21 protein-coding genes are annotated in these 22519 nt (G+C 56.1%); 6 read left to right on the top strand and 15 right to left on the bottom strand.

Annotation, left to right across the window (positions count from 1 at the left end; translation table 11 throughout):
* Nucleotides 1–2: 2 nt before the first annotated feature.
* The 3 genes from EA797_RS04755 (at nt 3) to EA797_RS04745 (ending at nt 2592) form a co-directional block, all read left to right on the top strand.
* Nucleotides 3–827: a mechanosensitive ion channel family protein gene (locus EA797_RS04755; RefSeq protein ID WP_122164000.1), complete on the top strand. Its 825-nt coding sequence runs from the start codon at nt 3–5 to the stop codon at nt 825–827.
* A 106-nt stretch (nt 828–933) separates the two neighbouring features.
* On the top strand, nt 934–1500 hold the full coding sequence (gene sigX, locus EA797_RS04750; RefSeq protein ID WP_122163999.1) for an RNA polymerase sigma factor SigX: 567 nt from the start codon (nt 934–936) through the stop codon (nt 1498–1500).
* 99 nt (nt 1501–1599) lie between these two features.
* Nucleotides 1600–2592, top strand: coding sequence for an OmpA family protein (locus EA797_RS04745; protein ID WP_122163998.1), 993 nt, complete (start codon nt 1600–1602; stop codon nt 2590–2592).
* Nucleotides 2593–3357: 765 nt separating this feature from the next.
* On the opposite strand, the gene EA797_RS04740 is transcribed toward EA797_RS04745, so the two are convergent.
* From EA797_RS04740 to EA797_RS04695, 10 genes are all read right to left on the bottom strand, one after another.
* Complete coding sequence (locus tag EA797_RS04740) at nt 3358–4953, bottom strand: isocitrate lyase (protein WP_122163997.1); 1596 nt, start codon at nt 4951–4953, stop codon at nt 3358–3360.
* Between the two features lie 511 nt (nt 4954–5464).
* Nucleotides 5465–6271 carry a secretin N-terminal domain-containing protein gene (locus tag EA797_RS04735; protein WP_122163996.1) on the bottom strand — a complete coding sequence of 269 codons (807 nt, stop codon included), beginning with the start codon at nt 6269–6271 and terminating at the stop codon, nt 5465–5467.
* Nucleotides 6268–6897, bottom strand: a complete 630-nt coding sequence (locus EA797_RS04730; RefSeq protein ID WP_122163995.1) for a DUF7931 domain-containing protein — start codon at nt 6895–6897, stop codon at nt 6268–6270. Before EA797_RS04730 ends, EA797_RS04735 begins: the two co-directional genes overlap by 4 nt.
* Before the next feature lie 6 nt (nt 6898–6903).
* Nucleotides 6904–7329: a GNAT family N-acetyltransferase gene (locus EA797_RS04725; RefSeq protein ID WP_122163994.1), complete on the bottom strand. Its 426-nt coding sequence runs from the start codon at nt 7327–7329 to the stop codon at nt 6904–6906.
* Nucleotides 7322–8488: a ribosomal protein uL16 3-hydroxylase gene (locus EA797_RS04720; protein WP_122163993.1), complete on the bottom strand. Its 1167-nt coding sequence runs from the start codon at nt 8486–8488 to the stop codon at nt 7322–7324. The genes EA797_RS04725 and EA797_RS04720 overlap by 8 nt, the downstream gene beginning before the upstream one ends.
* A gap of 76 nt (nt 8489–8564) precedes the next feature.
* On the bottom strand, nt 8565–9935 hold the full coding sequence (gene purB, locus EA797_RS04715) for an adenylosuccinate lyase (protein WP_122163992.1): 1371 nt from the start codon (nt 9933–9935) through the stop codon (nt 8565–8567).
* Between the two features lie 109 nt (nt 9936–10044).
* Nucleotides 10045–10668 (bottom strand): high frequency lysogenization protein HflD, encoded by a 624-nt coding sequence (gene hflD, locus EA797_RS04710; RefSeq protein ID WP_122163991.1) that lies wholly within the window; start codon nt 10666–10668, stop codon nt 10045–10047.
* A complete protein-coding gene (gene mnmA / locus EA797_RS04705; protein WP_167468766.1) occupies nt 10665–11795 on the bottom strand; it encodes a tRNA 2-thiouridine(34) synthase MnmA in 1131 nt (376 codons plus the stop codon). The genes hflD and mnmA overlap by 4 nt, the downstream gene beginning before the upstream one ends.
* Before the next feature lie 66 nt (nt 11796–11861).
* Nucleotides 11862–12302, bottom strand: a complete 441-nt coding sequence (locus EA797_RS04700) for an NUDIX hydrolase (protein WP_122163990.1) — start codon at nt 12300–12302, stop codon at nt 11862–11864.
* 120 nt (nt 12303–12422) lie between these two features.
* Complete coding sequence (locus tag EA797_RS04695; RefSeq protein WP_122163989.1) at nt 12423–14645, bottom strand: NADP-dependent isocitrate dehydrogenase; 2223 nt, start codon at nt 14643–14645, stop codon at nt 12423–12425.
* A 366-nt stretch (nt 14646–15011) separates the two neighbouring features.
* Between EA797_RS04695 and icd the strand changes: the two genes are divergently transcribed.
* Nucleotides 15012–16268 carry an NADP-dependent isocitrate dehydrogenase gene (gene icd / locus EA797_RS04690; protein WP_122163988.1) on the top strand — a complete coding sequence of 419 codons (1257 nt, stop codon included), beginning with the start codon at nt 15012–15014 and terminating at the stop codon, nt 16266–16268.
* Nucleotides 16269–16323: 55 nt separating this feature from the next.
* On the opposite strand, the gene cspD is transcribed toward icd, so the two are convergent.
* Nucleotides 16324–16581 carry a cold shock domain-containing protein CspD gene (cspD, locus tag EA797_RS04685; RefSeq protein ID WP_122163987.1) on the bottom strand — a complete coding sequence of 86 codons (258 nt, stop codon included), beginning with the start codon at nt 16579–16581 and terminating at the stop codon, nt 16324–16326.
* A gap of 214 nt (nt 16582–16795) precedes the next feature.
* On the opposite strand from cspD, the gene clpS reads away from it, so the two are divergent.
* Together clpS and clpA are read left to right on the top strand one after the other, a co-directional pair.
* Nucleotides 16796–17158: an ATP-dependent Clp protease adapter ClpS gene (clpS, locus tag EA797_RS04680; protein WP_122163986.1), complete on the top strand. Its 363-nt coding sequence runs from the start codon at nt 16796–16798 to the stop codon at nt 17156–17158.
* A 29-nt stretch (nt 17159–17187) separates the two neighbouring features.
* Nucleotides 17188–19458, top strand: coding sequence for an ATP-dependent Clp protease ATP-binding subunit ClpA (clpA, locus tag EA797_RS04675; protein WP_122163985.1), 2271 nt, complete (start codon nt 17188–17190; stop codon nt 19456–19458).
* Between the two features lie 163 nt (nt 19459–19621).
* Here the strand turns inward: clpA and infA are convergent, their stop codons facing one another.
* The 4 genes from infA to trxB all read right to left on the bottom strand — a co-directional run bounded on the left by infA (nt 19622) and on the right by trxB (nt 22370).
* Nucleotides 19622–19840: a translation initiation factor IF-1 gene (infA, locus tag EA797_RS04670; protein WP_002553999.1), complete on the bottom strand. Its 219-nt coding sequence runs from the start codon at nt 19838–19840 to the stop codon at nt 19622–19624.
* A gap of 99 nt (nt 19841–19939) precedes the next feature.
* Nucleotides 19940–20647: an arginyltransferase gene (locus EA797_RS04665; protein WP_122163984.1), complete on the bottom strand. Its 708-nt coding sequence runs from the start codon at nt 20645–20647 to the stop codon at nt 19940–19942.
* Nucleotides 20648–20699: 52 nt separating this feature from the next.
* Complete coding sequence (gene aat / locus EA797_RS04660) at nt 20700–21380, bottom strand: leucyl/phenylalanyl-tRNA--protein transferase (RefSeq protein ID WP_122163983.1); 681 nt, start codon at nt 21378–21380, stop codon at nt 20700–20702.
* 42 nt (nt 21381–21422) lie between these two features.
* Entirely contained in the window at nt 21423–22370 is a 948-nt protein-coding gene (trxB, locus tag EA797_RS04655) for a thioredoxin-disulfide reductase (protein WP_122163982.1), read from the bottom strand.
* Nucleotides 22371–22519: the final 149 nt, after the last annotated feature.

Below are 22519 nucleotides of genomic sequence, written 5' to 3'. Positions count from 1 at the left end.
TCATGGAATTCGACCCTTGGAGCCAGAGTTTCCTGGGTGCGATGAGCGCGCTGTGGGCGCCCATTGCTGCGTTCATCCCGCGTTTGTTTGGCGCATTGCTGGTGGTGGCTATTGGTTTCGTAGTCGCCAAGTTGCTGGATGCTCTTCTGTCCAAGGTATTGGCGAAATTAGGCCTCGATCGTCTCGTCGCTGGTACTGGAGTCACGAAGATGCTGGCGCGGGCTGGCATTCGCACCCAAGTGTCGGCGTTGCTCGGCAAGATCGTCTATTGGTTCGTGTTGCTCATCTTTCTGGTTTCTGCAGCTGAGTCGCTCGGCCTTGCTCGCGTATCGGCGACGCTCGATATGCTTGCGTTGTACGTGCCCAAGGTGTTTGGCGCAGGTCTGATTCTGCTCGTTGGCATATTGCTGGCCCAATTGGTAAATGGGTTGGTGCGTGGCGCTGCCGAGAGCGTTGGTCTTGAGTATTCAAGTGGGCTGGGTAGGATCGCGCAAGGTCTGGTGATCATCATCATCATCTCCGTGGCAATCGGCCAGTTGGAAGTGAAAACCGAGCTGCTGAATTACGTCATCGCCATCGCGTTGATTTCTGTCGGGTTGGCGGTTGCACTGGCGCTCGGCTTGGGTAGCCGCGAGCTGGTCAGCCAGATTCTCGCTGGGATTTATGTCCGTGAGCTTTACGAAGTGGGCCAGCGGGTTCGTTTTGACGAACTGGAGGGAGTCATCGAGGAAATCGGTACGGCTAAGACGTTGCTGCTCACTGATGAAGGCGAGCTGGTCTCGGTTGCAAATAGAGTACTGCTTGAGCAACGCGTAGGCAGCCGATAGGTCGGGGATCTGTTAAAGTGCGCCGCCCCTTTTGCGGGATACCGCGAACGGCCGCCACGACTATTGCCGGTTCGAAAGCGTCTTGACTAAAGCCCATCCGCCCACCATGAGCTACGACCCACGCCAGCTGACCGACGAGGAGCTGGTTCAGCGTGCTCATGCTGAACTTTTTCATATAACTCGTGCTTATGAAGAGCTCATGCGTCGTTATCAGCGAACGCTATTCAACGTATGTGCACGTTACTTGGGAAACGACCGAGACGCTGATGATGTTTGTCAGGAAGTGATGTTGAAGGTTCTGTATGGCCTCAAGAACTTCGAAGGAAAATCTAAGTTCAAGACTTGGCTGTACAGCATCACGTACAATGAGTGCATTACTCAATACCGGAAAGAGCGTCGCAAACGCCGTCTACTTGATGCGCTTAGCCTGGATCCTGTAGAAGAGGCATCCGAAGAAAAGGCCCCGGGCCTTGAGGAAAAGCCAGCGCTAGATAAGTGGTTGATTCATGTCAACCAAATTGATCGGGAGATTCTTGTTCTTCGCTTTGTGGCTGAACTAGAGTTTCAAGAAATTGCCGACATCATGCACATGGGACTAAGCGCAACGAAGATGCGCTACAAGCGGGCCCTGGATAAATTACGCGAAAAATTTTCGGGAATCACTGAAACTTAACGGCATTAAGCTGTCCTATTGATAGCGAACAGCTTGGGCCTACAGACAGCCGGTTTCCTTAGATTGTTCTGATACTCACCACCAGATGGGGATTTACGGATGAAACTTAAAAACACCTTGGGCGTTGTAATTAGCTCATTGGTTGCTGCCACTTCTCTTAATGCGCTGGCTCAAGGCCAAGGCGCGGTTGAAGTGGAAGCATTCGGTAAACACTACTTTACCGATAGCTCTCGCGACGTTCAGCGTGACGGCGAACTGTACGGAGCTGGCGTCAGCTACTTCCTGACTGACGACGTTTCGCTTGGCCTGTCGTACGGCGAATACCACGACCTGACCTCTAAGGACCCGGTTGGCGCGGGCGGTCACAAGAACATCAAGGGCAGCCTGACTTCCTTGGATGCTGCCTATCACTTCGGTCAGCCGGGTGTCGGCCTGCGTCCTTACGTATCGGCAGGCGCTGCTCATCAGAGCATCGGACAAGCCAATCGTGGCGGTCGTGATCGCAGCACCTTCGCTAACATCGGTACCGGCGTTAAGTACTACTTCACCGAAAACTTCTTTGCCAAGGCGAGCGTTGATGGGATGTACAACATCGATGCTGACGAAGGCGAGTGGATGGCCGGCGTAGGTGTTGGTCTGAACTTCGGTGGCGGTGCGCAGCAGCAAGTCGCTCAGGTTGAACCTACTCCTGAGCCAGCTCCAGCACCTATCGTTGATAACGAGCCAGAGCCGGAACCAGAGTTGGTTCGCGTAGAGCTGGACGTTAAGTTCGATTTCGACAAGGCTCGCGTTCGCGAAGAAAGCTACAGCGACATCAAGAACCTAGCCGATTTTATGCAGCAGTATCCTCAGACCAGCACCACGGTCGAAGGTCACACTGACTCGGTAGGTACTGACCAGTACAACCAGCGCCTGTCGGAGCGTCGTGCTCAGGCTGTTCGTGAGGTTCTGGTCAACCAGTATGGCGTTGAAAGCCAGCGCGTCGACTCAGTCGGTTACGGCGAGAGCCGTCCAGTTGCCGACAACAACACCGAGGAAGGCCGTCAGGTCAACCGTCGCGTTGAAGCGGAAGTCGAAGCTCAGGTCCGTTAATTCGTACCTGGCCTTTGAAGATCGTGTAGCTAGGCTGTCACTATAGATATAGCGAAGCGTCAGCACCGGTCTTACCAGATAAATCCGACACCCTAGGGTGTCGGATTTTTTTTGCTGTGTCTTTTTTTTAGCCACGGCAGCGTAGGATCGCTAAACCAGCCAATCTGACGTCATCCGGATCTGCGAGGAAGGAGCATTCCGCTGATGCTCCATCGCCAGGTTATTGGAGTCATTATCTTGATTGGCGTCATGATCATTCTTTGTGCCTAGCTAAAGCATCCGTGATCAAGGGCTCTGCGCCAGAAGCTGTCAGTCCATGTTCGCCTTTTCACAGTATCCCGGCAGCGTCGTAGAGCTACAGCTAGTGAAAATGCCCTTGCAGTCCGAAGATGCCAAGTTTTGCTATAGGCGCGCGGCAAAGCGCACCGCGGATTAGAGCAAGTGCCGATCAGGGTGGGTCGTTGCAGTTGCAGTTCGTTGCGAGCGCGAAAGATGTGCAAGCCAGGCAAGCGAAGAGTTGTAAGCAGTTAAGCGAAAAAGTTCGGCTGAGCTGCGATCGGGGTTGTTGAAGGCGGCGCTTAACAGCAGCGGCCGCACGGCAACGCAAGAACACCTAGAGCTCCCTAGTGGCCGCAGTCTACCTACGTTTCCACACCCAATCACATACGCAAAAAAAAGCTGCTCCAGAGGAGCAGCTTTAGAGCAGATGCCTAGACACCTGATAGCATCGAACTGGGTCTCGCGACCCAGTTCGAGACCAGCTTTTTAGTGGAACTGGTTCATGGTGTTGTCTTTACCGCTTGCCTTCAGAGCAGCCTCGCCAGCGAAGTACTCCTTGTGGTTGTCGCCGATGTCGGAGCCAGCCATGTTCTGGTGCTTGACGCAGGCAATACCCTGACGCAGTTCCTGGCGCTGAACGCCTTTCACGTAGGCCAGCATGCCCTGATCGGCGAAGTAGCCCTTAGCCAGGTTATCGGTGGACAGCGCCGCAGTGTGGTAGGTCGGCAGGGTGATCAGGTGGTGGAAGATGCCGGCGTGGGCCGAACCGTCGCGCTGGAAGGTGCGGATCTTCTCGTCGGCGATCTGGGCCAGCTCGGTCTCGTCGTACTCGACGCTCATCAGCTTGGCGCGGTCGTAGGCAGAGACATCCTTGCCTTCGGCAACCATCGCGTCGAACACCTGCTGGCGGAAGTTCAGGGTCCAGTTGAAGGACGGGCTGTTGTTGTAGACCAGCTTGGCGTCCGGGATGGTCTTGCGGATTTCGTTAACCATGGCGGCGATCTGACCAACGTGCGGCTTTTCGGTCTCGATCCACAGCAGGTCGGCACCGTTCTGCAGCGAAGTGATGCAGTCCAGTACGCAGCGGGCTTCGCCGGTGCCAGCGCGGAACTGGAACAGGTTGGACGGCAGACGCTTGGGACGTAGCAGCTTGCCTTCGCGCTTGATGACGACATCGCCGTTGCCCAGTGCGGCTTCGGAGACTTCTTCGCAATCCAGGAAGGAGTTGTACAGGTCGCCCAGGTCGCCCGGCTCTTTGGTCACGGCGATCTGCTTGGTCAGGCCGGCGCCCAGGGAGTCGGTACGAGCAACGATCACGCCGTTGTCGATGCCCAGCTCGAGGAAGGCGTAGCGAACGGCAGCGATTTTGGCGAGGAAGTCGGCATGCGGAACGGTTACTTTACCGTCTTGGTGGCCGCACTGCTTCTCATCGGATACCTGGTTTTCGATCTGGATGCAGCAAGCACCCGCTTCGATCATGCGCTTGGCCAGCAGGTAGGTGGCTTCCGGGTTACCGAAGCCAGCGTCGATGTCGGCGATGATCGGGACGATGTGGGTTTCGTAGTTGTCGATCTGGTTCTGGATTTCAGCAGCCTTGGCGGTGTCGCCCGCTTCGCGAGCGGCGTCCATGGCGGTGAACAGCAGGTCCAGTTCACGGCTATCGGCCTGACGCAGGAAGGTGTACAGCTCTTCGATAAGGTCGGAAACAGCAGTCTTCTCGTGCATGGACTGGTCCGGCAATGGGCCGAACTCGGAGCGCAGTGCAGCGACCATCCAACCTGAGAGGTAGAGGTAACGCTTGTTGGTCGTCTTCAGATGCTTCTTGATGGAGATCATCTTCTGCTGGCCGATGAAGCCATGCCAGCAGCCCAGCGACTGGGTATATACAGATGTGTCGGCGTCGTACTCAGCCATGTCTTTGCGCATGATGTCGGCTGTGTACTGGGCGATTTCCAGACCGGTCTTGAAGCGGTTCTGGGCACGCATACGAGCTACGGACTCAGGGTTGATAGCGCTCCAGCTGCTTCCAGCTGCTTCTTTCAGAGCGGCAACGGCCTTGATGTCGTTTTGATAAGCGGACATGGGTCAATCCTTCAAAAAATTCGTGTTTGGTGAGCACCGACTGTTCCCACTGAAACCTACGCGCTTACGCTGGTGATGCGGTCAACACGTGGCAGAGCGTCGAAATACCGACCGGAGACGAGGATTGAACCAAGAAGAGGAGGGGTGTGCAGTTACGACCTGCAGGGGACTTCGGCTGGCTGCGGAATGATTCGTGGCATTCCTGCACTCATCGGCATGGAGCCGTTGCGTGGTTCAGCAAACTGACGTCTCGAGCTGATGCGCTAATCGCTTCCCCGTCCCTCAGGACGACTCGTTCCAGTCGCAACCTCGTCAGTCCGCCTTGTGGGCAGTACAGTCACGGAACGCCTCTGCTGGTTGGCTGAGTGCGATCCGGAGACCCTTGCCAGGGCCCCTGGTTAGCGGGAGCGGGGCCATAATGCGCTGGCAAAAAAAGTTCGTCAATTGTTTTGTAGTGCTTTTTTAGGGTCACTACATTTTTTTACCTGGCGACTGGGCATAGCGAACTTTTCTAATCCAGCGTGTCTACTTTCAGTCGTAGCGACAGGTCTTGGCGACCTTGGGTGGAATAGCGGCGCAGCGTACCGCTTTGAGAGGAGCTGGCACTTTCGTCGATGCCTCCAAGTGTGATCCATTCACCCAGCTTTCCCCGAACGCTGGTGTTCGTCTCCTGCACATCAATGCCGCCAGGACGTGAGGAGCTCATGCGATCCTGGTGACTGCTGATGGTCACTTGGACCTGATCTCCATGGATAGTGGCTGTCGCATAGAACCCGCGGGTGACATCTCGGAACTGAGTCTGCTGATAAATTTGTCCGTATCCGTCATGACCGCTGGTGGTGATGGGTACGCTTTGGCCTACCTGGATGAGTGCCGGGTAGCCCTCAGTGGCTTGTACCTGTTGAATTCCGCCGCCCTCACTGGTCGTGCTGTGCCGAATGATACGCACCTGATCCCGCCCGTTTCGTTCGCCCCGGCCTGTTTGCACCTCGACGTTCCCCGCCCGAGCTGAGCCGTCGACGCTGTACCCACTCGCTCCGCTGGTCGCAGAGTTTTGCGAGTCGATGCTGATGAGCAGTTGTCTAGGCTCGTTATCAAGCTGAGCCAAAACGTCGCGCAATTCATTGATGACCGAGGCAGGAGCGTTAATTATCAGTTGATTGCCATAAGCATTTATCTTGCCTTGATCACCTACAACCGACTCTGCGATTGGCAGTACGTCTTCGGCCATCCGAAATTTCAGCGGGATGACTTCCGTCGCAGCCTGAAGCGACAGGGTGACCATGAGGGTGAGGACGGCAATTAACGAACGGGTCATAACAAAAAGCTCCGCAGATCGGGGTCAGACAGGCTATGTTCCCACGCCATGTCGAATTGTCTTTGTAGCTGACGAGCACGGCCCGGATCGTTATACAGCACGTAGCCTTTAAACTCGTCCGGCTTGGGCCGTATCAGTACGCCGCAATCATCCACAACGAGAAACGCATCAGTTTGTGCCGGGTAGTCGTGGTGCACTTTGCGGATGTGCATGTTGCTGCTCAATCTTCGAGACAAGCTAAGCAATTGATGCCCCTGCTTAACCGCTCGCGACGAATCCCCGAGCAAGGCTCGCAATCGATTTCGCGGGTTATCCAAGAGGAAGCGTGTGCAGGCTTGCCGAACGCTACTGTGGTTGTACAGCCAGGGTTCGAAATCAGGGGAATACAGGCGCAAGCTGCGGCGGGCCTGGCCTATCAACGCCATCAAGTGTCTGTGTGCCTCGTTGGCTGATCCAAATGACTGGAGCTCCGCCGTTAGGCCAAGACTGAATGGCGCCTGATCCTGCTGAGCGGGTTCGGCCAGGGTCGCAGACGGGTTGGCGATGGTGAATCGACCCGGTGAATTGAACTCGATCAAGGCCAGCTCAGCCTCAGTTTTTGATCGATCCGGGCCGTCAATGCTCATGATGCCTCAGTTACGCTTTCTCAACATCTCGACATGGGGCAGGCCGGCTTCCAGGAATTCATCACTGATAACCTCGAACCCGAGCCGCTCATAGAAGGGGGTGGCATGCACCTGTGCGGTCAGTCGCTGTTCGTCGAGTCCGCGTCGCTCGGCTTCTTCGATGGCGGCTTTCATCAACGCATCGCCGACATTCATTCCGCGCCAGTCGCGAAGCACTGACACCCGCCCGATATGTCCGTCACTGAGCAACCTGGCAGTGCCGACGGGATAGCCGCTTTCAAGTGCGAGGAAGTGCACCGCATCCGTGTCGTCTGCATCCCACTCCAGTTCTGGTGGAACCGACTGTTCAGCGACAAAAACTGTTTCCCGAATACGGCGCAGATCAGCGTTGTCCTTTTGCCAGTCGGCGATGCGAACTTCTATATCACTCATCAGCAAACTCCAGACTTCCCTGTTTGACCAGTTCCAGCACCAGACTACGCCCATCCTCGTCGTTGAGCCAGGGTGCGAGATTTGCAGCATGTAGCGCATCGGCCGAGCAGATCAGTTTCAACAGGTCTTTCAGATGCGCCGGAAGAAGTCGGCTCTGCCCGCTCGCGAATAGCAGCAGGCCGATGTCAACCTCGCTCCAGGCAAGGCGGGCACTCAGGTTCCTTACGAGAATGGCACCGTCATCCAATGCACCGAACAATTGAATCTCGTCAAGCTCAGACCCCTGAACTCGCTCTGGATAGCGTGGTTCCGTCATGAACTGCCCGAACCAGGTGAGCAGCAGTCGCTCGTCACCCATGTGCTCGGTGAGCATAGCGCGCAAGCGATCCAATGCGTCGCTCTGGATTTGATAAGGGTCTTCTGCGGGCGTCAGATCTGCATCGCTGTAACGCTCTTCGTCAGGAAGAAATTGCGCGAGGAAGTCGGTGAAATGAGTCAGTACCTCTGCTGCGCTGGGCGCCCGGAAGCCTAGCGAGTAGGTCATGCACGCGTCTTCCGCGGTGCCGAAATGTGCCAGCTTTGGCGGTAGGTAAAGCATATCGCCCGGCTCGAGCACCCATTCATCGGTCCCATGAAATTCCGAAAGGATGCGGAGATCGGGGTGCGGCAGGATCGGGCTATCGCCATCGCATACTTGCCCGATGCGCCATCTACGCTGGCCGTGGGCCTGGAGCAGGAAAACATCGTAGTTATCGAAATGTGGCCCGACGCCGCCACCAGGTGCGGCGAAGCTGACCATCACATCATCTATTCGCCAATTGGGCAGGAAGCGGAAATGCTCGATGAGTTCTGCGACCTCTGGAACCAGTTGGTCGACTGCCTGGACCAGCAGGGTCCAATCCCGCTCTGGCAGATTCTGATAAGTGTCATCGCCGAAGGGACCGCGGCGCAATTCCCATGGAGTTTCGCCGTGTTCGATCACCAGACGAGACTCGACTTCGTCTTCCAATGAAAGGCCCGCCAGTTCGTCCGGCGAAATGGGGCTTTCGAACGAAGGGAGCGCCTGCCGGATCAGTAATGGCTTCTTCTGCCAGTAGTCACGCAGGAATTCGCGTGCGCTGATGCCGCCAAGGATCTGCAAAGGGATATCGGAAGTCATGCCAGCTACCTTGCTCTGCTACAGAGCTGAAATAAAAACGCCCGGCACAGCCGGGCGTGCAAATAGAAAGGGACGATTAGATGCGCTTGGCCTGGGCGGCCGCGTTACCAACATATGTGGCTGGGGTGAGTTGGCGAAGCGCTTCCTTGGCTTCTGCCGGCATATCCAGGCTATCGATGAAAGTCTGCAGGGCCGCTGGAGTGATGCCTTTACCGCGGGTCAATTCCTTGAGCTTTTCGTAGGGATTCTCGATGGCGTAACGGCGCATGACGGTCTGAATCGGCTCGGCCAGTACTTCCCAGCAAGCGTCCAGGTCTTCAGCGATGCGCGCTTCGTTGAGCTGCAACTTGCCGATGCCCTTCAGGCTTGCCTCATATGCGATGACACTGTGCGCAAAACCGACGCCTAGATTGCGCAGCACCGTGGAGTCGGTCAGGTCTCGCTGCCAGCGGGATATCGGGAGCTTGCTCGCCAGATGCTGAAGCACGGCATTCGCGATTCCCAGGTTGCCTTCAGAGTTCTCGAAGTCGATTGGATTGACCTTGTGCGGCATTGTTGAAGAGCCGATCTCTCCGGCCACGGTGCGCTGTTTGAAGTAGCCCAGCGAAATGTATCCCCAGATATCTCGGTCAAAGTCGATCAGAATGGTATTGAAGCGCGCCACTGCATCGAACAGTTCCGCTATGTAGTCATGCGGCTCGATCTGGGTGGTGTACGGGTTCCAGGTAAGTCCCAGATCGCCTTCGATGAACTCCCGTGCGTTGACTTCCCAGTCGATATCCGGATAGGCGGAAAGATGGGCGTTGTAGTTGCCGACGGCGCCGTTGATCTTTCCTAATAGCGGTACAGCCGCCACCTGCGCGATCTGGCGTTCAAGGCGATAGACCACGTTGGCCAGTTCCTTGCCAAGGGTCGTCGGCGATGCAGGCTGGCCATGTGTGCGCGACAGCATCGGCACGTCGGCATGCTCGATAGCCAATGCACGTATGGACTCGGCCAACTGACGCATCAGTGGCAGGAGTACGTCGTCACGACCTGCACGCAGCATCAGCGCATGGGAAAGGTTGTTGATGTCTTCACTGGTGCAGGCGAAGTGGATGAACTCGTTGACTTTCGCTAGTTCTGGTAGCTGCTTGGCCTGCTCCTTGAGCAGATACTCCACCGCTTTGACGTCGTGGTTGGTAGTGCGCTCGAATTCCTTGACGCGTTCGGCCTGCTCCAGCTGAAAATCGTCGGCCAATTGGTCGAGCAGGGCGTTGGCCTGCGCAGAAAAGGGCGGGACTTCTTGAATTGCGCTATGTGCGGCCAGCCGCTGAAGCCAGCGTACTTCTACCTGAACGCGGCAGCGAATAAGGCCGAATTCGCTGAAGATGGGGCGTAGGGCGCCGGTTTTGCTGGCGTAGCGGCCATCGACAGGTGAAACCGCGGTGAGCGAGGAAAGCTGCATAGAGGGCATTCTCGGACAGTCGAGCGACGAAAAGAGGGCGCAGATTATACATGAAAGATGACGGTGGACGTCCGCGCCGGAAAGTCAGTGGTCGAGCCGCGCGTCGCGCTTATTCAGCTCGGAGTAACGGGTACAGTTCGTCGAGCAATTTGCGTCGGCTGAATATCATCTGCCAACGGTGCCCGCCAAGCTGACGCCAGAGCCGTGCCGAGCGGATGCCTGCGAGCAGAAGTGCGCGGATCTTTGCAGCATTATCGCTTTGCTGGAGGTGGCGCATATCGCCCTGGACCTGAATGCGCTGGCGGAATGTGCTGATCGTGTCCTGGTACAAGCCGCCGAATGATGCGATGACGTTTTCGTGCGTGAGGCCGAAGTGATCGGCCTGTTGCTGTATCTGATCCAGCCGGCTGCCGATCACCTGCAGCATATCGCTGCGCTTATCCAGCTGACGCTCGAGCCCGATCATCGCCAGCGCGTAACGCAACGGTTCGCGCTGCAGGCTGCTGGTATCTCGCTCGAGGGCGCCGACCAGTGCGCGATAACCTTCACGGAGGTTGAGGTCATCCCCTCCGTAGATTTCCAATGCTGGCTTGTCTTCACGTACAAGCAGACTGCCCAGCACACTTCCGAGCGCGGCGTTCGGCACCTGCCCCGTTCTAGCTATCCGGTCGACCAGCGCGGCGGTTTCGAATACCGCTCCCAGGGCGACCAGCTGTTCCTGAAGAGGCGTCATGAGCGGTCCCCGGTAAACCAGGGTTCAGCACTCTCGATTACTCCACCGCCAAGGCAGACCTCGTCCCGATAGAACACTACGGATTGACCTGGCGTAACGGCACGCTGGGGCTCGTCGAACACCGCTTTATAACCGTTAGATGTACGCTCGAGGGTGCAAGCCTGGTCCGCCTGGCGGTAGCGAACCTTGGCGGTAAGCTTCAGGGGAGCGCTCAACCCGATTTCATTTACCCAGTAGATTTCCGACGCTAGAAGGGCTCGCGAGAATAGCCAGGGATGGTCATTGCCCTGTCCTACAATAAGCACGTTGCGTTCGAGATCTTTGCTCAACACATACCAGGGTTCGTCGCTCGCGTCCTTTAGCCCGCCGATTCCAAGCCCTTGTCGCTGGCCAATGGTGTGATACATGAGGCCATGATGACGGCCGATGACTTCGCCATCGATTGTCTCGATGTCACCCGGCTGGGCCGGCAGATACTGCTTGAGGAAGTCACTGAAGCGGCGCTCCCCAATAAAGCAGATGCCGGTCGAGTCTTTCTTTTTCGCGGTGGCAAGGTGGTGCTTTTCCGCGAGCGCACGGACAGCAGGCTTCTCCAGTTCCCCCACCGGAAACAAGGTCTTGCTCAGCTGCTCGCCGCCTACAGCGTGTAGGAAATAACTCTGATCTTTGTTCGGGTCGAGCCCTTTGAGCAGCTCGCTTCGACCATCGACATCCCGTCGACGCACATAATGTCCGGTTGCAATCAGATCGGCACCCAGTGCCAGTGCATAGTCGAGAAATGCCTTGAATTTGATTTCCCGATTGCAAAGGATGTCTGGGTTGGGGGTCCGGCCGGCTTTGTATTCGGCCAAGAAGTGTTCGAACACGTTATCCCAGTATTCGGATGCGAAATTCGCGGTATGCAGTTTTATCCCGATCCGGTCGCAAACCGCCTGAGCATCTGCCAGATCTTCCCGTGCAGTGCAGTACTCGGTGCCGTCGTCTTCTTCCCAGTTTTTCATGAAGAGGCCCTCGACCTGGTAGCCCTGTTCAAGCAACAGAAGGGCTGATACCGAAGAGTCGACGCCGCCGGACATGCCAACAATGACGCGCAGGTTTTCAGGAGCAACTAATGGTGAATCAGGCATAGAAACTCAGGACTGAATGCAAAGCATGGGATTCTAGCAGGCTGACCAAGCCAAGGGTTAAAGGGGTCAATCGCGTATAACGTCGAGATCGTAGCTCGGCCCGGCCAGGTAATCGTCAATGCAGCGCAGAATCAGCTCACTGCGCCAACGCTCAGGCTGCGCTACCAGCTCCTCGCGGGTGACCCAAGGCGCCCCTACGATGCCAGTGTCGAGCGCTCGTTGCGGATGATGACGGACCGGAGTGGCGGCGAAGCAAATACGTTGATAAGTCACACCGTTACTGGGCGCTGTGTATAGGTAAACCCCGATTACTCCTGTAAGGGTGATGTCCCATCCCGTTTCCTCGAGCGTTTCACGTATCGCTGCCTGGCGGAGCGTTTCATTAGGCTCGAGATGGCCGGCAGGCTGATTCAAAACGAGGCGACCGCCTATGGACTCCTCCACCATGAGAAAGCGACCATCGACTTCGACGATTGTGGCGACGGTAATGTGCGGGTGCCAGGTCATGTTCGGTTCTTCTGTTCAAGAAAATGGTGATGGTAATGCTGGGTAACGAGTTGGAAAAAGAAAACCCCGGCAATAAGGCCGGGGTTTTCGGTACAGCGGCGCCAGTCAGCGCCTGATGAGTCAGGCCAGCGCGGCGAGTGCTGCGTTGAAGGTTGCGCTAGGACGCATGACCTTGCTGGTCAACTCCGGGTTGGAGCGGTAATACCCTCCGATCTCGACCGGCTTGCCCTGGACAGCTGCAAGCTCAGAAACAATCGCCTCTTCGTTATCGCTCAGCTGTTTAGCCAAGGGAGCGAATTGAGCCTGCAACTCAAGATCTTCGGTTTGAGCCGCCAGCTCCTGAGCCCAATACAGTGCCAGATAGAAGTGGCTACCCCGGTTGTCCAGTTCGCCGGTACGGCGCGAAGGAGACTTGTTGTTGTCGAGCAGCTTGCCGGTCGCCGCATCCAAGGCTTTGCCTAGCAGCTTGGCTTTGAGGTTGTCAGTCTTGATCCCGGTCTCTTCCAGCGATACGGCCAGTGCCAAAAACTCACCAAGTGAATCCCAGCGTAGGTGGTTTTCTTCGATCAGCTGCTGAACGTGCTTGGGTGCAGAGCCGCCGGCACCCGTCTCGTACATGCCGCCGCCCGCCATCAGAGGAACGATGGAAAGCATCTTGGCTGAAGTGCCCAGCTCCATTATCGGGAACAGGTCGGTTAGGTAGTCGCGCAATACATTGCCGGTCACCGAGATGGTGTCCTGGCCGCGGATCAGGCGCTCCATGCTGACGCGGATCGCTTCGTTATAGCCCATCATGCGAATGTCCAGGCCGGTCAGATCATGCTCCTGCAGATAGGTTTCGACCTTCTTCTGAAGCTCGCGATCATGTGCGCGCTCCGGATCGAGCCAGAAAATCGCAGGAGTGTCGGATTGGCGCGCGCGGGTCACTGCCAGCTTGACCCAATCGCGGATCGGCGCGTCCTTGGTTTGACATGCACGCCAGATGTCGCCTTTCTCGACTTCGTGTTGCATCAGCACGGTGCCATCGGCCAACACGACGCGCATGGTGCCGTCTGCCTGCATTTCGAAAGTCTTGTCGTGCGAGCCATACTCTTCGGCTTTCTGCGCCATCAGGCCAACGTTCGGTACGCTGCCCATGGTGGTAGGATCGAAAGCGCCATTGGTTTTGCAGAAGTTGATCATTTCTTGGTAGATGCGAGCATAGGTGCTCTCTGGCATCACCGCTTTGGTGTCCTTCTGCTTGCCGTCCTTGCCCCACATCTGGCCGGAGTTGCGGATCATTGCAGGCATGGATGCATCGACGATCACATCGCTCGGAATGTGCAGGTTCGTGATGCCTTTGACGGAGTCGACCATCGCCATTTCCGGGCGCTCGGCGTAGCAGGCGTGGATGTCGTGAAGGATCTCTTCTTGCTGGGAATCGGGCAGCGACTTGATCTTGTCGTAAACGCTGCTGATGCCGTTGTTTGGATTGACGCCCAGTTCTTTGAACAGCTCGCCATATTTGTCGAACACGTCCTTGTAATAGACGCTGACGGCATGGCCGAACACGATCGGGTGAGAGATCTTCATCATGGTGGCCTTCACGTGAAGCGACCACATGACGCCGGTTTCCTTGCAGTCCTGCAGGGTGTCTTCGAAGAAGGCACGCAGCTTGTTGCAGCTCATGAACATTCCGTCAAGAACTTCACCTTCCTGCAGGGCGAGTTGCTTCTTGACCTCGACCTTGCCGTCCTTGCTGACGAACTCGATGCGTACGTCACCGGCTTTATCCATAGTGACCGACTGTTCGCTAGAGAAGAAGTCGCCGCCGCGCATGTAATCGGCATGTGACTGCGACGCTTTGCTCCACTTGCCCATGGAATGTGGGTGCTTGCGAGCAAAGGCTTTCACTGCTGCAGGCGCGCGGCGGTCGGAGTTGCCTTCGCGCAGAACCGGGTTAACGGCGCTGCCGAGCACTTTTCCATAACGTGCACGGATTTCTTTGTCTGCGTCGGTCTGCGGATCTTCGGGGAAGTTTGGAATGCTGTAGCCCAGCGCTTGCAATTCTGCAATGGCTGCTTTGAGCTGGGGTACGGAGGCGCTGATGTTGGGAAGCTTGATGATGTTGGCATCCGGCTGGATTGTCAGCTCGGCGAGCTTGGCCAGATCGTCGTCCACTTTCTTATCGCCCAGCTCATCGGCAAAGCTCGCGAGAATGCGCCCAGCCAGAGAGATGTCTCGTGTTTCGACCGCTATATCAGCGGCAGCAGCAAAGGCTTCTACAATGGGAAGAAGCGAGTAGGTAGCCAGCGCCGGGGCTTCGTCGGTGAAGGTATAGATAATCTTCGAGCGGGTGGACATGTAGAGTTAACTCTCTCTTGCTGAGCGCGCGCACTATCCAGAATTGCGTAGGTAGACGCTCTGGCTGCCATTGCAAGCCAGTATCTGGATTTGCCGCGATGATGTTGGATGCAGCACCACTGGAGTGTTGAGTGTTTGATCCGACCGGATGGGGTTGGCAGTCCGGCGGTATCAGAGGCAAGGATCTCGAAAGATCTTTCGGCCTCTCATGACTCGTTAGTCACCTAAGCAGTATATCACCGGCCCACGTTGTCAAAGAATGCCCTGACCATACGACGAATGAACATATGGTTCAGGCCGATTCAACTGGGTTACTCTTCCAAGATGACCGCTGTTTAATGTTTAACCACAAAAACGGAGTCCAGCATGGGATACCAAAAGATCCAGGTGCCTGCCAACGGTGACAAAATCACCGTCAATACCGATAACACCTTGAATGTTCCCAATAATCCGATCATTCCTTATATCGAGGGTGATGGAATTGGCGTGGATATCAGCCCGGTAATGATCAAGGTGGTCGACGCAGCCGTTGAAAAGGCCTACGGCGGCGAGCGCAAGATCGCTTGGATGGAGATCTACGCCGGCGAGAAGGCGACTCAGGTTTACGACCAGGACACTTGGCTTCCCAAGGAGACGCTGGAAGTCGTTCGTGACTTTGTGGTGTCGATCAAAGGCCCGCTGACAACGCCCGTCGGCGGTGGCATTCGTTCGTTGAACGTTGCGCTGCGTCAGGAGCTTGATCTGTATGTCTGTCAGCGCCCGGTACGCTGGTTCACCGGTGTGCCTAGCCCAGTGAAGAAGCCTGCAGATGTCGACATGGTGATCTTTCGTGAAAACTCGGAAGACATTTATGCGGGCGTGGAATGGAAGGCCGGTTCGCCAGAATGCGAGAAGGTCATCAAATTCCTTACTGAAGAGATGGGCGTCAAGAAGATCCGCTTTACCGAAAATTGCGGTATAGGCATCAAGCCGGTTTCGCTGGAAGGGACCAAGCGCCTGGTGCGCAAGGCGCTGCAATACGCTGTCGACAACGATCGCAGCTCTGTGACCATTGTCCACAAGGGCAACATCATGAAGTTCACTGAAGGCGCCTTCAAGGAGTGGGGCTATGAAGTAGCCCGTGACGAGTTTGGTGCAGAGCTACTGGATGGTGGCCCTTGGATGCAGTTCAAGAATCCTACTACCGGCAAGAACATTGTCGTCAAGGACGCCATCGCTGACGCAATGTTGCAGCAGATTCTGCTGCGTCCAGCCGAGTACGACGTCATCGCCACATTGAATCTGAATGGTGACTACCTCTCTGATGCTCTGGCGGCTGAGGTAGGTGGCATCGGTATCGCTCCTGGTGCCAATCTTTCCGATACGGTTGCCATGTTCGAGGCAACCCATGGTACGGCGCCCAAGTACGCGGGTCAGGACAAGGTAAATCCAGGGTCGCTGATTCTTTCAGCTGAAATGATGTTGCGACATATGGGATGGGTCGAAGCCGCAGACCTGATCATCAAGTCGACAGAAGCTGCCATTGCAGCCAAGACAGTGACCTATGATTTCGAGCGTCTGATGGACGGTGCGAAGCTGATGTCCTGTTCTGAGTTTGGCGACGCCATGATTTCCCACATGTAAAAATCTCGGAAGCACAAAAAGGCCGATCATTTGATCGGCCTTTTTGTTGCCTGAGTCAGGCGTCTACGGTCGAGCCCTGGGACACAGGCGCAGACGTCTCGGCTGCGGTCTGCAGTGACCGGATGTTGGTTGCGTGCAAGCCTTTCGGACCTTGCAGGATGTCGAACATGACCGCTTGCCCAGCTTTCAGAGTTCTGTACCCTTCCATTTGAATGGCAGAGTAGTGGGCGAACAGGTCCTCATCGCCGCCGTCTGCTACGATGAATCCATAGCCCTTGGCGTTGTTGAACCACTTGACCTTACCGCTTAGCATGCTGTTATCCCTCTGCAAAGGAGTCCATCACTGGAGTAACATCCATTTCATTCCGCGCTGATGCAGCACATGGCTCACACGCGCAGCCCGTTGCCGTTGTGGCACATACTGTTTGTATCATCGTTTTGCCGATAGTCAAGGCGACTCGTCAGGTGGCTGTTAAGCCCCTTCCATTTACCAGGCCTCGGCGCCCCGATCTAGAACTGTTAAACGCATGCGTGCACTGTCAGAGATTCGACTAACATTTAATCAGGATCGTCCGAAGCCGTTGGACGATGACTCTTCCGGCCTGGCTGTCGAAGAAGCCAAGCCGCAACTGAAGGCACCACCGATGTTCAAAGTTGTCATGTTTAATGATGACTACACGCCGATGGATTTCGTCGTGGAGGTGCTCGAAGGAATTTTCAATCACAATCGGGAGCTCGCCACCAAGATAATGCTGGCGGTTCATACCGAAGGGCGGGCCGTCTGTGGCGTCTACACGCGGGACGTCGCTGAAACCAAAGCGATGCAGGTCAATCAATATGCAAGGGAATGCCAGCATCCGTTGCTTTGTGAGATCGAGAAGGACGGTTAACCCCGACTGCTGGGTAAGAGGTGAAAGCTATGTTGAACCGTGAGCTCGAAGTCACTCTGAATTTGGCTTTCAAGGAAGCTCGAACCAAGCGTCATGAATTTATGACGGTCGAGCATCTTCTGTTAGCCTTGCTGGACAATGAAGCAGCCGCAACGGTTTTGCGTGCCTGCGGTGCCAGCCTCGACAAATTGCGTCATGATCTCCAAGAGTTCATTGACTCCACTACGCCTCTAATCCCCCAACACGATGAAGAGCGAGAGACTCAGCCAACTCTCGGCTTCCAGCGTGTGCTTCAACGTGCCGTCTTTCATGTGCAGAGTTCCGGCAAGCGCGAAGTTACCGGTGCAAATGTTCTGGTCGCGATCTTCAGTGAGCAGGAAAGTCAGGCGGTATTCCTGCTCAAGCAGCAGAACGTCGCTCGGATTGACGTCGTCAATTACATTGCGCATGGCATCTCGAAAGTCCCGGGTAATGGCGGCAATGCCGAAAGCGATTCTGAGATGCAGGATGAGGAGGGCGGTGAGTCCTCTGCTGCTGGTAATCCGCTTGATGCATACGCCAGCAATCTTAACGAGCTAGCACGTCAGGGTCGGATCGATCCATTGGTTGGTCGCGAGCATGAGGTCGAGCGGGTGGCGCAGATTCTTGCCCGTCGGCGCAAGAACAACCCGTTGCTCGTTGGGGAGGCAGGGGTTGGCAAGACTGCAATTGCTGAAGGCCTTGCCAAGCGGATCGTAGATAACCAAGTGCCCGAGCTGCTGGCCAATAGCGTGGTCTACTCGCTGGATCTTGGCGCTTTGCTGGCTGGTACGAAGTATCGTGGTGATTTCGAGAAGCGATTCAAGGCGCTCTTGAATGAGCTGCGTAAGCGGCCCCAGGCGGTTCTCTTCATCGATGAAATTCATACCATTATCGGGGCGGGTGCTGCGTCTGGTGGGGTTATGGATGCTTCCAATCTGCTCAAGCCGCTTCTTTCGTCCGGTGAGATCCGGTGCATAGGTTCTACAACCTTTCAGGAATTTCGTGGCATCTTCGAAAAGGACCGTGCACTGGCGCGACGCTTTCAGAAAGTCGACGTATCGGAGCCGTCCGTCGAAGACACCATCGGCATCTTGCGAGGCTTGAAAGGTCGATTCGAACAGCACCACAACATCGAGTACAGCGACGAGTCTCTTCGCGCAGCGGCAGAGCTAGCATCGCGCTACATCAATGACCGTCACATGCCTGACAAGGCGATCGACGTAATCGATGAAGCTGGCGCTTACCAGCGCCTGCAGCCCGAAGACAAGCGCGTCGCTCGTATCGAGGTTGAGCAGGTTGAGGACATCGTGGCGAAGATCGCGCGGATTCCGCCAAAGCACGTCAGCACTTCAGACAAGGAGCTGCTGCGTAATCTGGAGCGGGACCTGAAGCTCACGGTATTCGGCCAAGATGACGCAATCGATTCCCTGGCTACTGCGATCAAGCTGTCGCGGGCAGGGCTTAAAGCACCCGACAAGCCAGTAGGTTCGTTCCTGTTCGCGGGACCGACCGGTGTCGGTAAAACGGAAGCCGCGCGCCAGCTGGCACGGGCTCTAGGAATAGAGCTGGTACGCTTCGATATGTCCGAGTACATGGAGCGTCATACCGTGTCTCGGCTCATCGGTGCACCGCCTGGTTACGTTGGCTTCGATCAAGGCGGCCTACTGACGGAAGCTATTACCAAGCAGCCACATTGTGTGCTGCTGCTCGATGAGATCGAAAAGGCCCATCCCGAAGTCTTCAATCTGCTGCTCCAGGTAATGGACCACGGCACGTTGACCGACAATAACGGCCGCAAAGCTGATTTCAGAAATGTCATCGTGATCATGACCACTAACGCAGGTGCCGAAACTGCTGCCAGAGCCTCCATTGGCTTCACCCATCAGGATCATGCATCCGACGCCATGGAAGTGATCAAGAAGAGCTTCACGCCGGAATTCCGCAACCGCCTGGATACCATCATCCAGTTTGGTCGCCTGAGTCATGAAGTTATCAAGAGCATCGTCGACAAGTTCCTTATTGAGCTTCAGGCTCAGCTTGAGGATAAGCACGTCACGCTTGAGGTATCTGACGAGGCGCGCGGCTGGCTTGCTGAGCGCGGCTATGACGCTCAGATGGGCGCGAGACCGATGGCTCGGCTGATTCAGGACAAGATCAAGCGGCCTTTAGCCGAGGAAATACTTTTCGGAGAACTAGCCGAGCATGGTGGCGTGGTTCATATCGATATTCGCGATGGAGAACCGTTCTTCGAGTTCGAGACATCAGTCGAACTGGCTTGACGTAAAGCGTCAGTGAACAGAAAACGCCCGTATCCCGGGCGTTTTTTATTGCATCCCCTGATGACCCCGTGGCGGAGGACCGTGACCCACAAGCTCAGCCTTCTCTTTTTTCCACCACAAACAAAAAGCCCGGTCATCGCCGGGCGTTTGTCATCGCGTGCTATCAGCGGGCGCGGTAGGTGATGCGACCTTTGCTCAAGTCGTACGGAGTCAGCTCCACACGCACTTTGTCACCAGTAAGAATCCGGATGTAATTCTTGCGCATCTTTCCGGAGATGTGCGCAGTAACGACGTGCCCATTTTCCAACTCCACGCGAAACATGGTGTTGGGCAGGGTGTCGACGACAGTGCCTTCCATTTCGAAGCTGTCTTCTTTCGACATTCAGTAAAGCCCTCGGTGTCCAATGATAGACCCGGTGCGAAGAATGCCCGGGTAAAAGCGGCAAGTATTGTGCCTGAAAGGGCTCGGAGAGCCAAGGGCTCAGCTCAGAGTAATCCAGCGCTGGTTAACCAGAAGTTCGATCGGGCGGTACTCGGTCTTGTAGTTCATCTTCCGGCAGTTCTTGATCCAGTAGCCGAGATAGATCGCCTTCAGGCCGAGTCTCGCTGCTTCGCTGATTTGCCAGAGGATGGCGTAGCGTCCGAGGCTGCGACGTTCTTCGCTGGGGTCATAGAAGGTATAGACCGCGGATAACCCGTTAGGCAGCAAGTCAGTCACTGCTACAGCCAGAAGTCGTTCTCCTAGACGAAATTCATAGAATCGGGAGAACGGCAGGTCCCTAACCAGAAAGGTATGGAACTGGTCCCGGCTTGGTGGATACATATCGCCATCTGCATGCCGTTGCTCGATGTAGTTGGCGTACAGGGTGTAGTACTCCTCCGTAAAGGCGGGCCGGACGTTGGTGACTTCGAGATCAGCGTTACGCTTGAAGATGCGCTTTTGCTGGCGATTGAGCTGCACCCCTTCCGCTGGGATGCGGGCAGGTATACAGGCTGTGCAACGCTGGCAATGCGGGCGGTAGAGGTGATCACCACTGCGCCGAAAACCCATCTCGGAAAGCTCGGCATACACCTGGACATCCATCGGCTGGCTAGGGTCGAGGAAGAGCGTCGTGGCCTGTTCGTCGGGCAGATAGCTGCAGGCGTGAGGCTGGGTGGCGTAGAACTTGAGACGAGCCAGTGAAGTCATGATCAGCTCTCGGAAATCTTGAAATCAGTGTAGGTCAGCTTGGCTTCGTCGACTAGCGCTCCCATCGGGCTGCGCTGGGTTCGTCAAGGTATTGGGCAAGTGTCTCCGCGAATACCTGGCGGGGGATTGGGCGCGCACCAAAACTGGCCAGATGCTGCGTGGGCATCTGGCAGTCAATCAGTTTGAATCCCCACTCGTTGAGTCTTTCCACTAGTGTGACGAACCCGGCTTTGGATGCATCAGTCGTACGGCTGAACATTGATTCACCGAAGAATAGCTGACCCATGGCTAGGCCGTAGAGGCCGCCGACCAGTTGATCGTCTTGCCAGACTTCGACCGAATGAGCTGCCCCCAGGCGATGCAATTCGACATAGGCTTCTTGCATGGGGGTGGTGATCCAGGTCCCATCCGAATAGTCCCGTGGGCCCGCGCACCCTTCGATGACTTCCCTGAACGCTTGATCGAACGTGACGCTGAAGGCGCCCTGGCGCAATTTCTTGCGCAGACTACGAGAGACGTGCAGTTCGTCGGGATAGAGAACCGTTCGAGGATCGGGCGACCACCATAGCAAGGGTTGCCCGTCCTGATACCACGGAAAGCAGCCGTGACGGTAAGCTGCCAGCAAGCGTGCGGGGGAAAGGTCTCCACCCGCCGCGAGCAGGCCGTTTGGCTCGCGCATGGCTTTTTCCAGGGGAGGAAAGGACAAGTCGTCGCGCTGTAGCCAGGTCAGCATATACAGGTGCCGAGCGGGGCGGATGTGAACCTCATGTGGAGGTTATTGATCGAGAAACTTTTCAGCATCGAGTGCCGCCATGCAGCCCGCGCCGGCAGAGGTAATGGCCTGTCGATAAACGTGATCGGCCACGTCCCCTGCGGCGAAAACGCCTGGGATCGTGGTGCTGGTCGCGTCACCTTCACTTCCACCCTTTATCATGAGGTAGCCGTCTCTCATCTCAAGTTGGCCATGGAACAGATCTGTGTTGGGTTTATGGCCTATGGCAATGAATACGCCGGAAAGCTCGAGCTTTTGCTCTTCGCCAGACAGCGTGCTTTTTAGGCGAACGCCTGTTACGCCACTGGCATCACCCAATACTTCTTCCAGAGTGTGATTCCAGTGCAGCCGGATATTGCCGTTGGCGGCCTTTTCCATGATCTTGTCTTGCAGGATTTTCTCGGAGCGCAGTTTGTCGCGACGATGAATCAGATGCACTTCCTTGGCGATGTTCGACAGGTAGAGCGCTTCCTCGACCGCTGTGTTTCCGCCACCGATTACAGCGACGACCTGATTGCGGTAAAAGAAGCCGTCGCAGGTTGCGCAAGCGGAAACGCCCCGTCCGGCAAATGCCTCTTCGGACGGTAGCCCCAGGTATTGAGCTGAAGCCCCTGTGGCTATAATCAGTGCATCGCAGCTGTAGGTTGCACTATCGCCCTTGAGGATAAATGGGCGCTGCTGCAGTTCAGCTGTATGGATGTGATCGAACACCACTTCGGTATCGAAGCGCTCAGCATGTTTTTGCATCCGTTCCATAAGTGCCGGGCCGGTCAGTCCCTCCACGTCGCCGGGCCAGTTGTCCACCTCGGTAGTAGTGGTGAGCTGGCCACCTGGCTGGATGCCGGTGATCATGAGCGGCTTCAGATTGGCGCGCGCAGCATATACCGCGGCGGTATAGCCGGCCGGGCCTGAGCCGAGGATGATCAGACGTGAACGCTTGACTTCATTCATAAAAAGCCCTCATAAGCCTTTGTTGCAAATAGAGAAGCGTGCTCCAGTCGAGCCGCGCTGAAAAAACTGGCGTTTATGCTACACCGAAGCATCGAGAAAAGCCCAAGCCGGCGCGGAACCGGCATGCCATCGAATCGACAAACCCGTAC

This window comes from Stutzerimonas zhaodongensis (assembly GCF_003696365.1).
Taxonomy (GTDB): domain Bacteria; phylum Pseudomonadota; class Gammaproteobacteria; order Pseudomonadales; family Pseudomonadaceae; genus Stutzerimonas; species Stutzerimonas zhaodongensis.
This window is presented reverse-complemented; position numbering and strand designations above follow the sequence as displayed.

Bases quoted from the DNA above. Each gene is read 5' to 3' on its own strand.
- EA797_RS04755 (WP_122164000.1), top strand. From the start codon at position 3: ATGGAATTCGACCCTTGGAGCCAGAGTTTCCTGGGTGCGATGAGCGCG.
- sigX (WP_122163999.1), top strand. From the start codon at position 934: ATGAGCTACGACCCACGCCAGCTGACCGACGAGGAGCTGGTTCAGCGT.
- EA797_RS04745 (WP_122163998.1), top strand. From the start codon at position 1,600: ATGAAACTTAAAAACACCTTGGGCGTTGTAATTAGCTCATTGGTTGCT.
- EA797_RS04740 (WP_122163997.1), bottom strand. From the start codon at position 4,953: ATGTCCGCTTATCAAAACGACATCAAGGCCGTTGCCGCTCTGAAAGAA.
- EA797_RS04735 (WP_122163996.1), bottom strand. From the start codon at position 6,271: ATGACCCGTTCGTTAATTGCCGTCCTCACCCTCATGGTCACCCTGTCG.
- EA797_RS04730 (WP_122163995.1), bottom strand. From the start codon at position 6,897: ATGAGCATTGACGGCCCGGATCGATCAAAAACTGAGGCTGAGCTGGCC.
- EA797_RS04725 (WP_122163994.1), bottom strand. From the start codon at position 7,329: ATGAGTGATATAGAAGTTCGCATCGCCGACTGGCAAAAGGACAACGCT.
- EA797_RS04720 (WP_122163993.1), bottom strand. From the start codon at position 8,488: ATGACTTCCGATATCCCTTTGCAGATCCTTGGCGGCATCAGCGCACGC.
- purB (WP_122163992.1), bottom strand. From the start codon at position 9,935: ATGCAGCTTTCCTCGCTCACCGCGGTTTCACCTGTCGATGGCCGCTAC.
- hflD (WP_122163991.1), bottom strand. From the start codon at position 10,668: ATGACGCCTCTTCAGGAACAGCTGGTCGCCCTGGGAGCGGTATTCGAA.
- mnmA (WP_167468766.1), bottom strand. From the start codon at position 11,795: ATGCCTGATTCACCATTAGTTGCTCCTGAAAACCTGCGCGTCATTGTT.
- EA797_RS04700 (WP_122163990.1), bottom strand. From the start codon at position 12,302: ATGACCTGGCACCCGCACATTACCGTCGCCACAATCGTCGAAGTCGAT.
- EA797_RS04695 (WP_122163989.1), bottom strand. From the start codon at position 14,645: ATGTCCACCCGCTCGAAGATTATCTATACCTTCACCGACGAAGCCCCG.
- icd (WP_122163988.1), top strand. From the start codon at position 15,012: ATGGGATACCAAAAGATCCAGGTGCCTGCCAACGGTGACAAAATCACC.
- cspD (WP_122163987.1), bottom strand. From the start codon at position 16,581: ATGCTAAGCGGTAAGGTCAAGTGGTTCAACAACGCCAAGGGCTATGGA.
- clpS (WP_122163986.1), top strand. From the start codon at position 16,796: ATGCGTGCACTGTCAGAGATTCGACTAACATTTAATCAGGATCGTCCG.
- clpA (WP_122163985.1), top strand. From the start codon at position 17,188: ATGTTGAACCGTGAGCTCGAAGTCACTCTGAATTTGGCTTTCAAGGAA.
- infA (WP_002553999.1), bottom strand. From the start codon at position 19,840: ATGTCGAAAGAAGACAGCTTCGAAATGGAAGGCACTGTCGTCGACACC.
- EA797_RS04665 (WP_122163984.1), bottom strand. From the start codon at position 20,647: ATGACTTCACTGGCTCGTCTCAAGTTCTACGCCACCCAGCCTCACGCC.
- aat (WP_122163983.1), bottom strand. From the start codon at position 21,380: ATGCTGACCTGGCTACAGCGCGACGACTTGTCCTTTCCTCCCCTGGAA.
- trxB (WP_122163982.1), bottom strand. From the start codon at position 22,370: ATGAATGAAGTCAAGCGTTCACGTCTGATCATCCTCGGCTCAGGCCCG.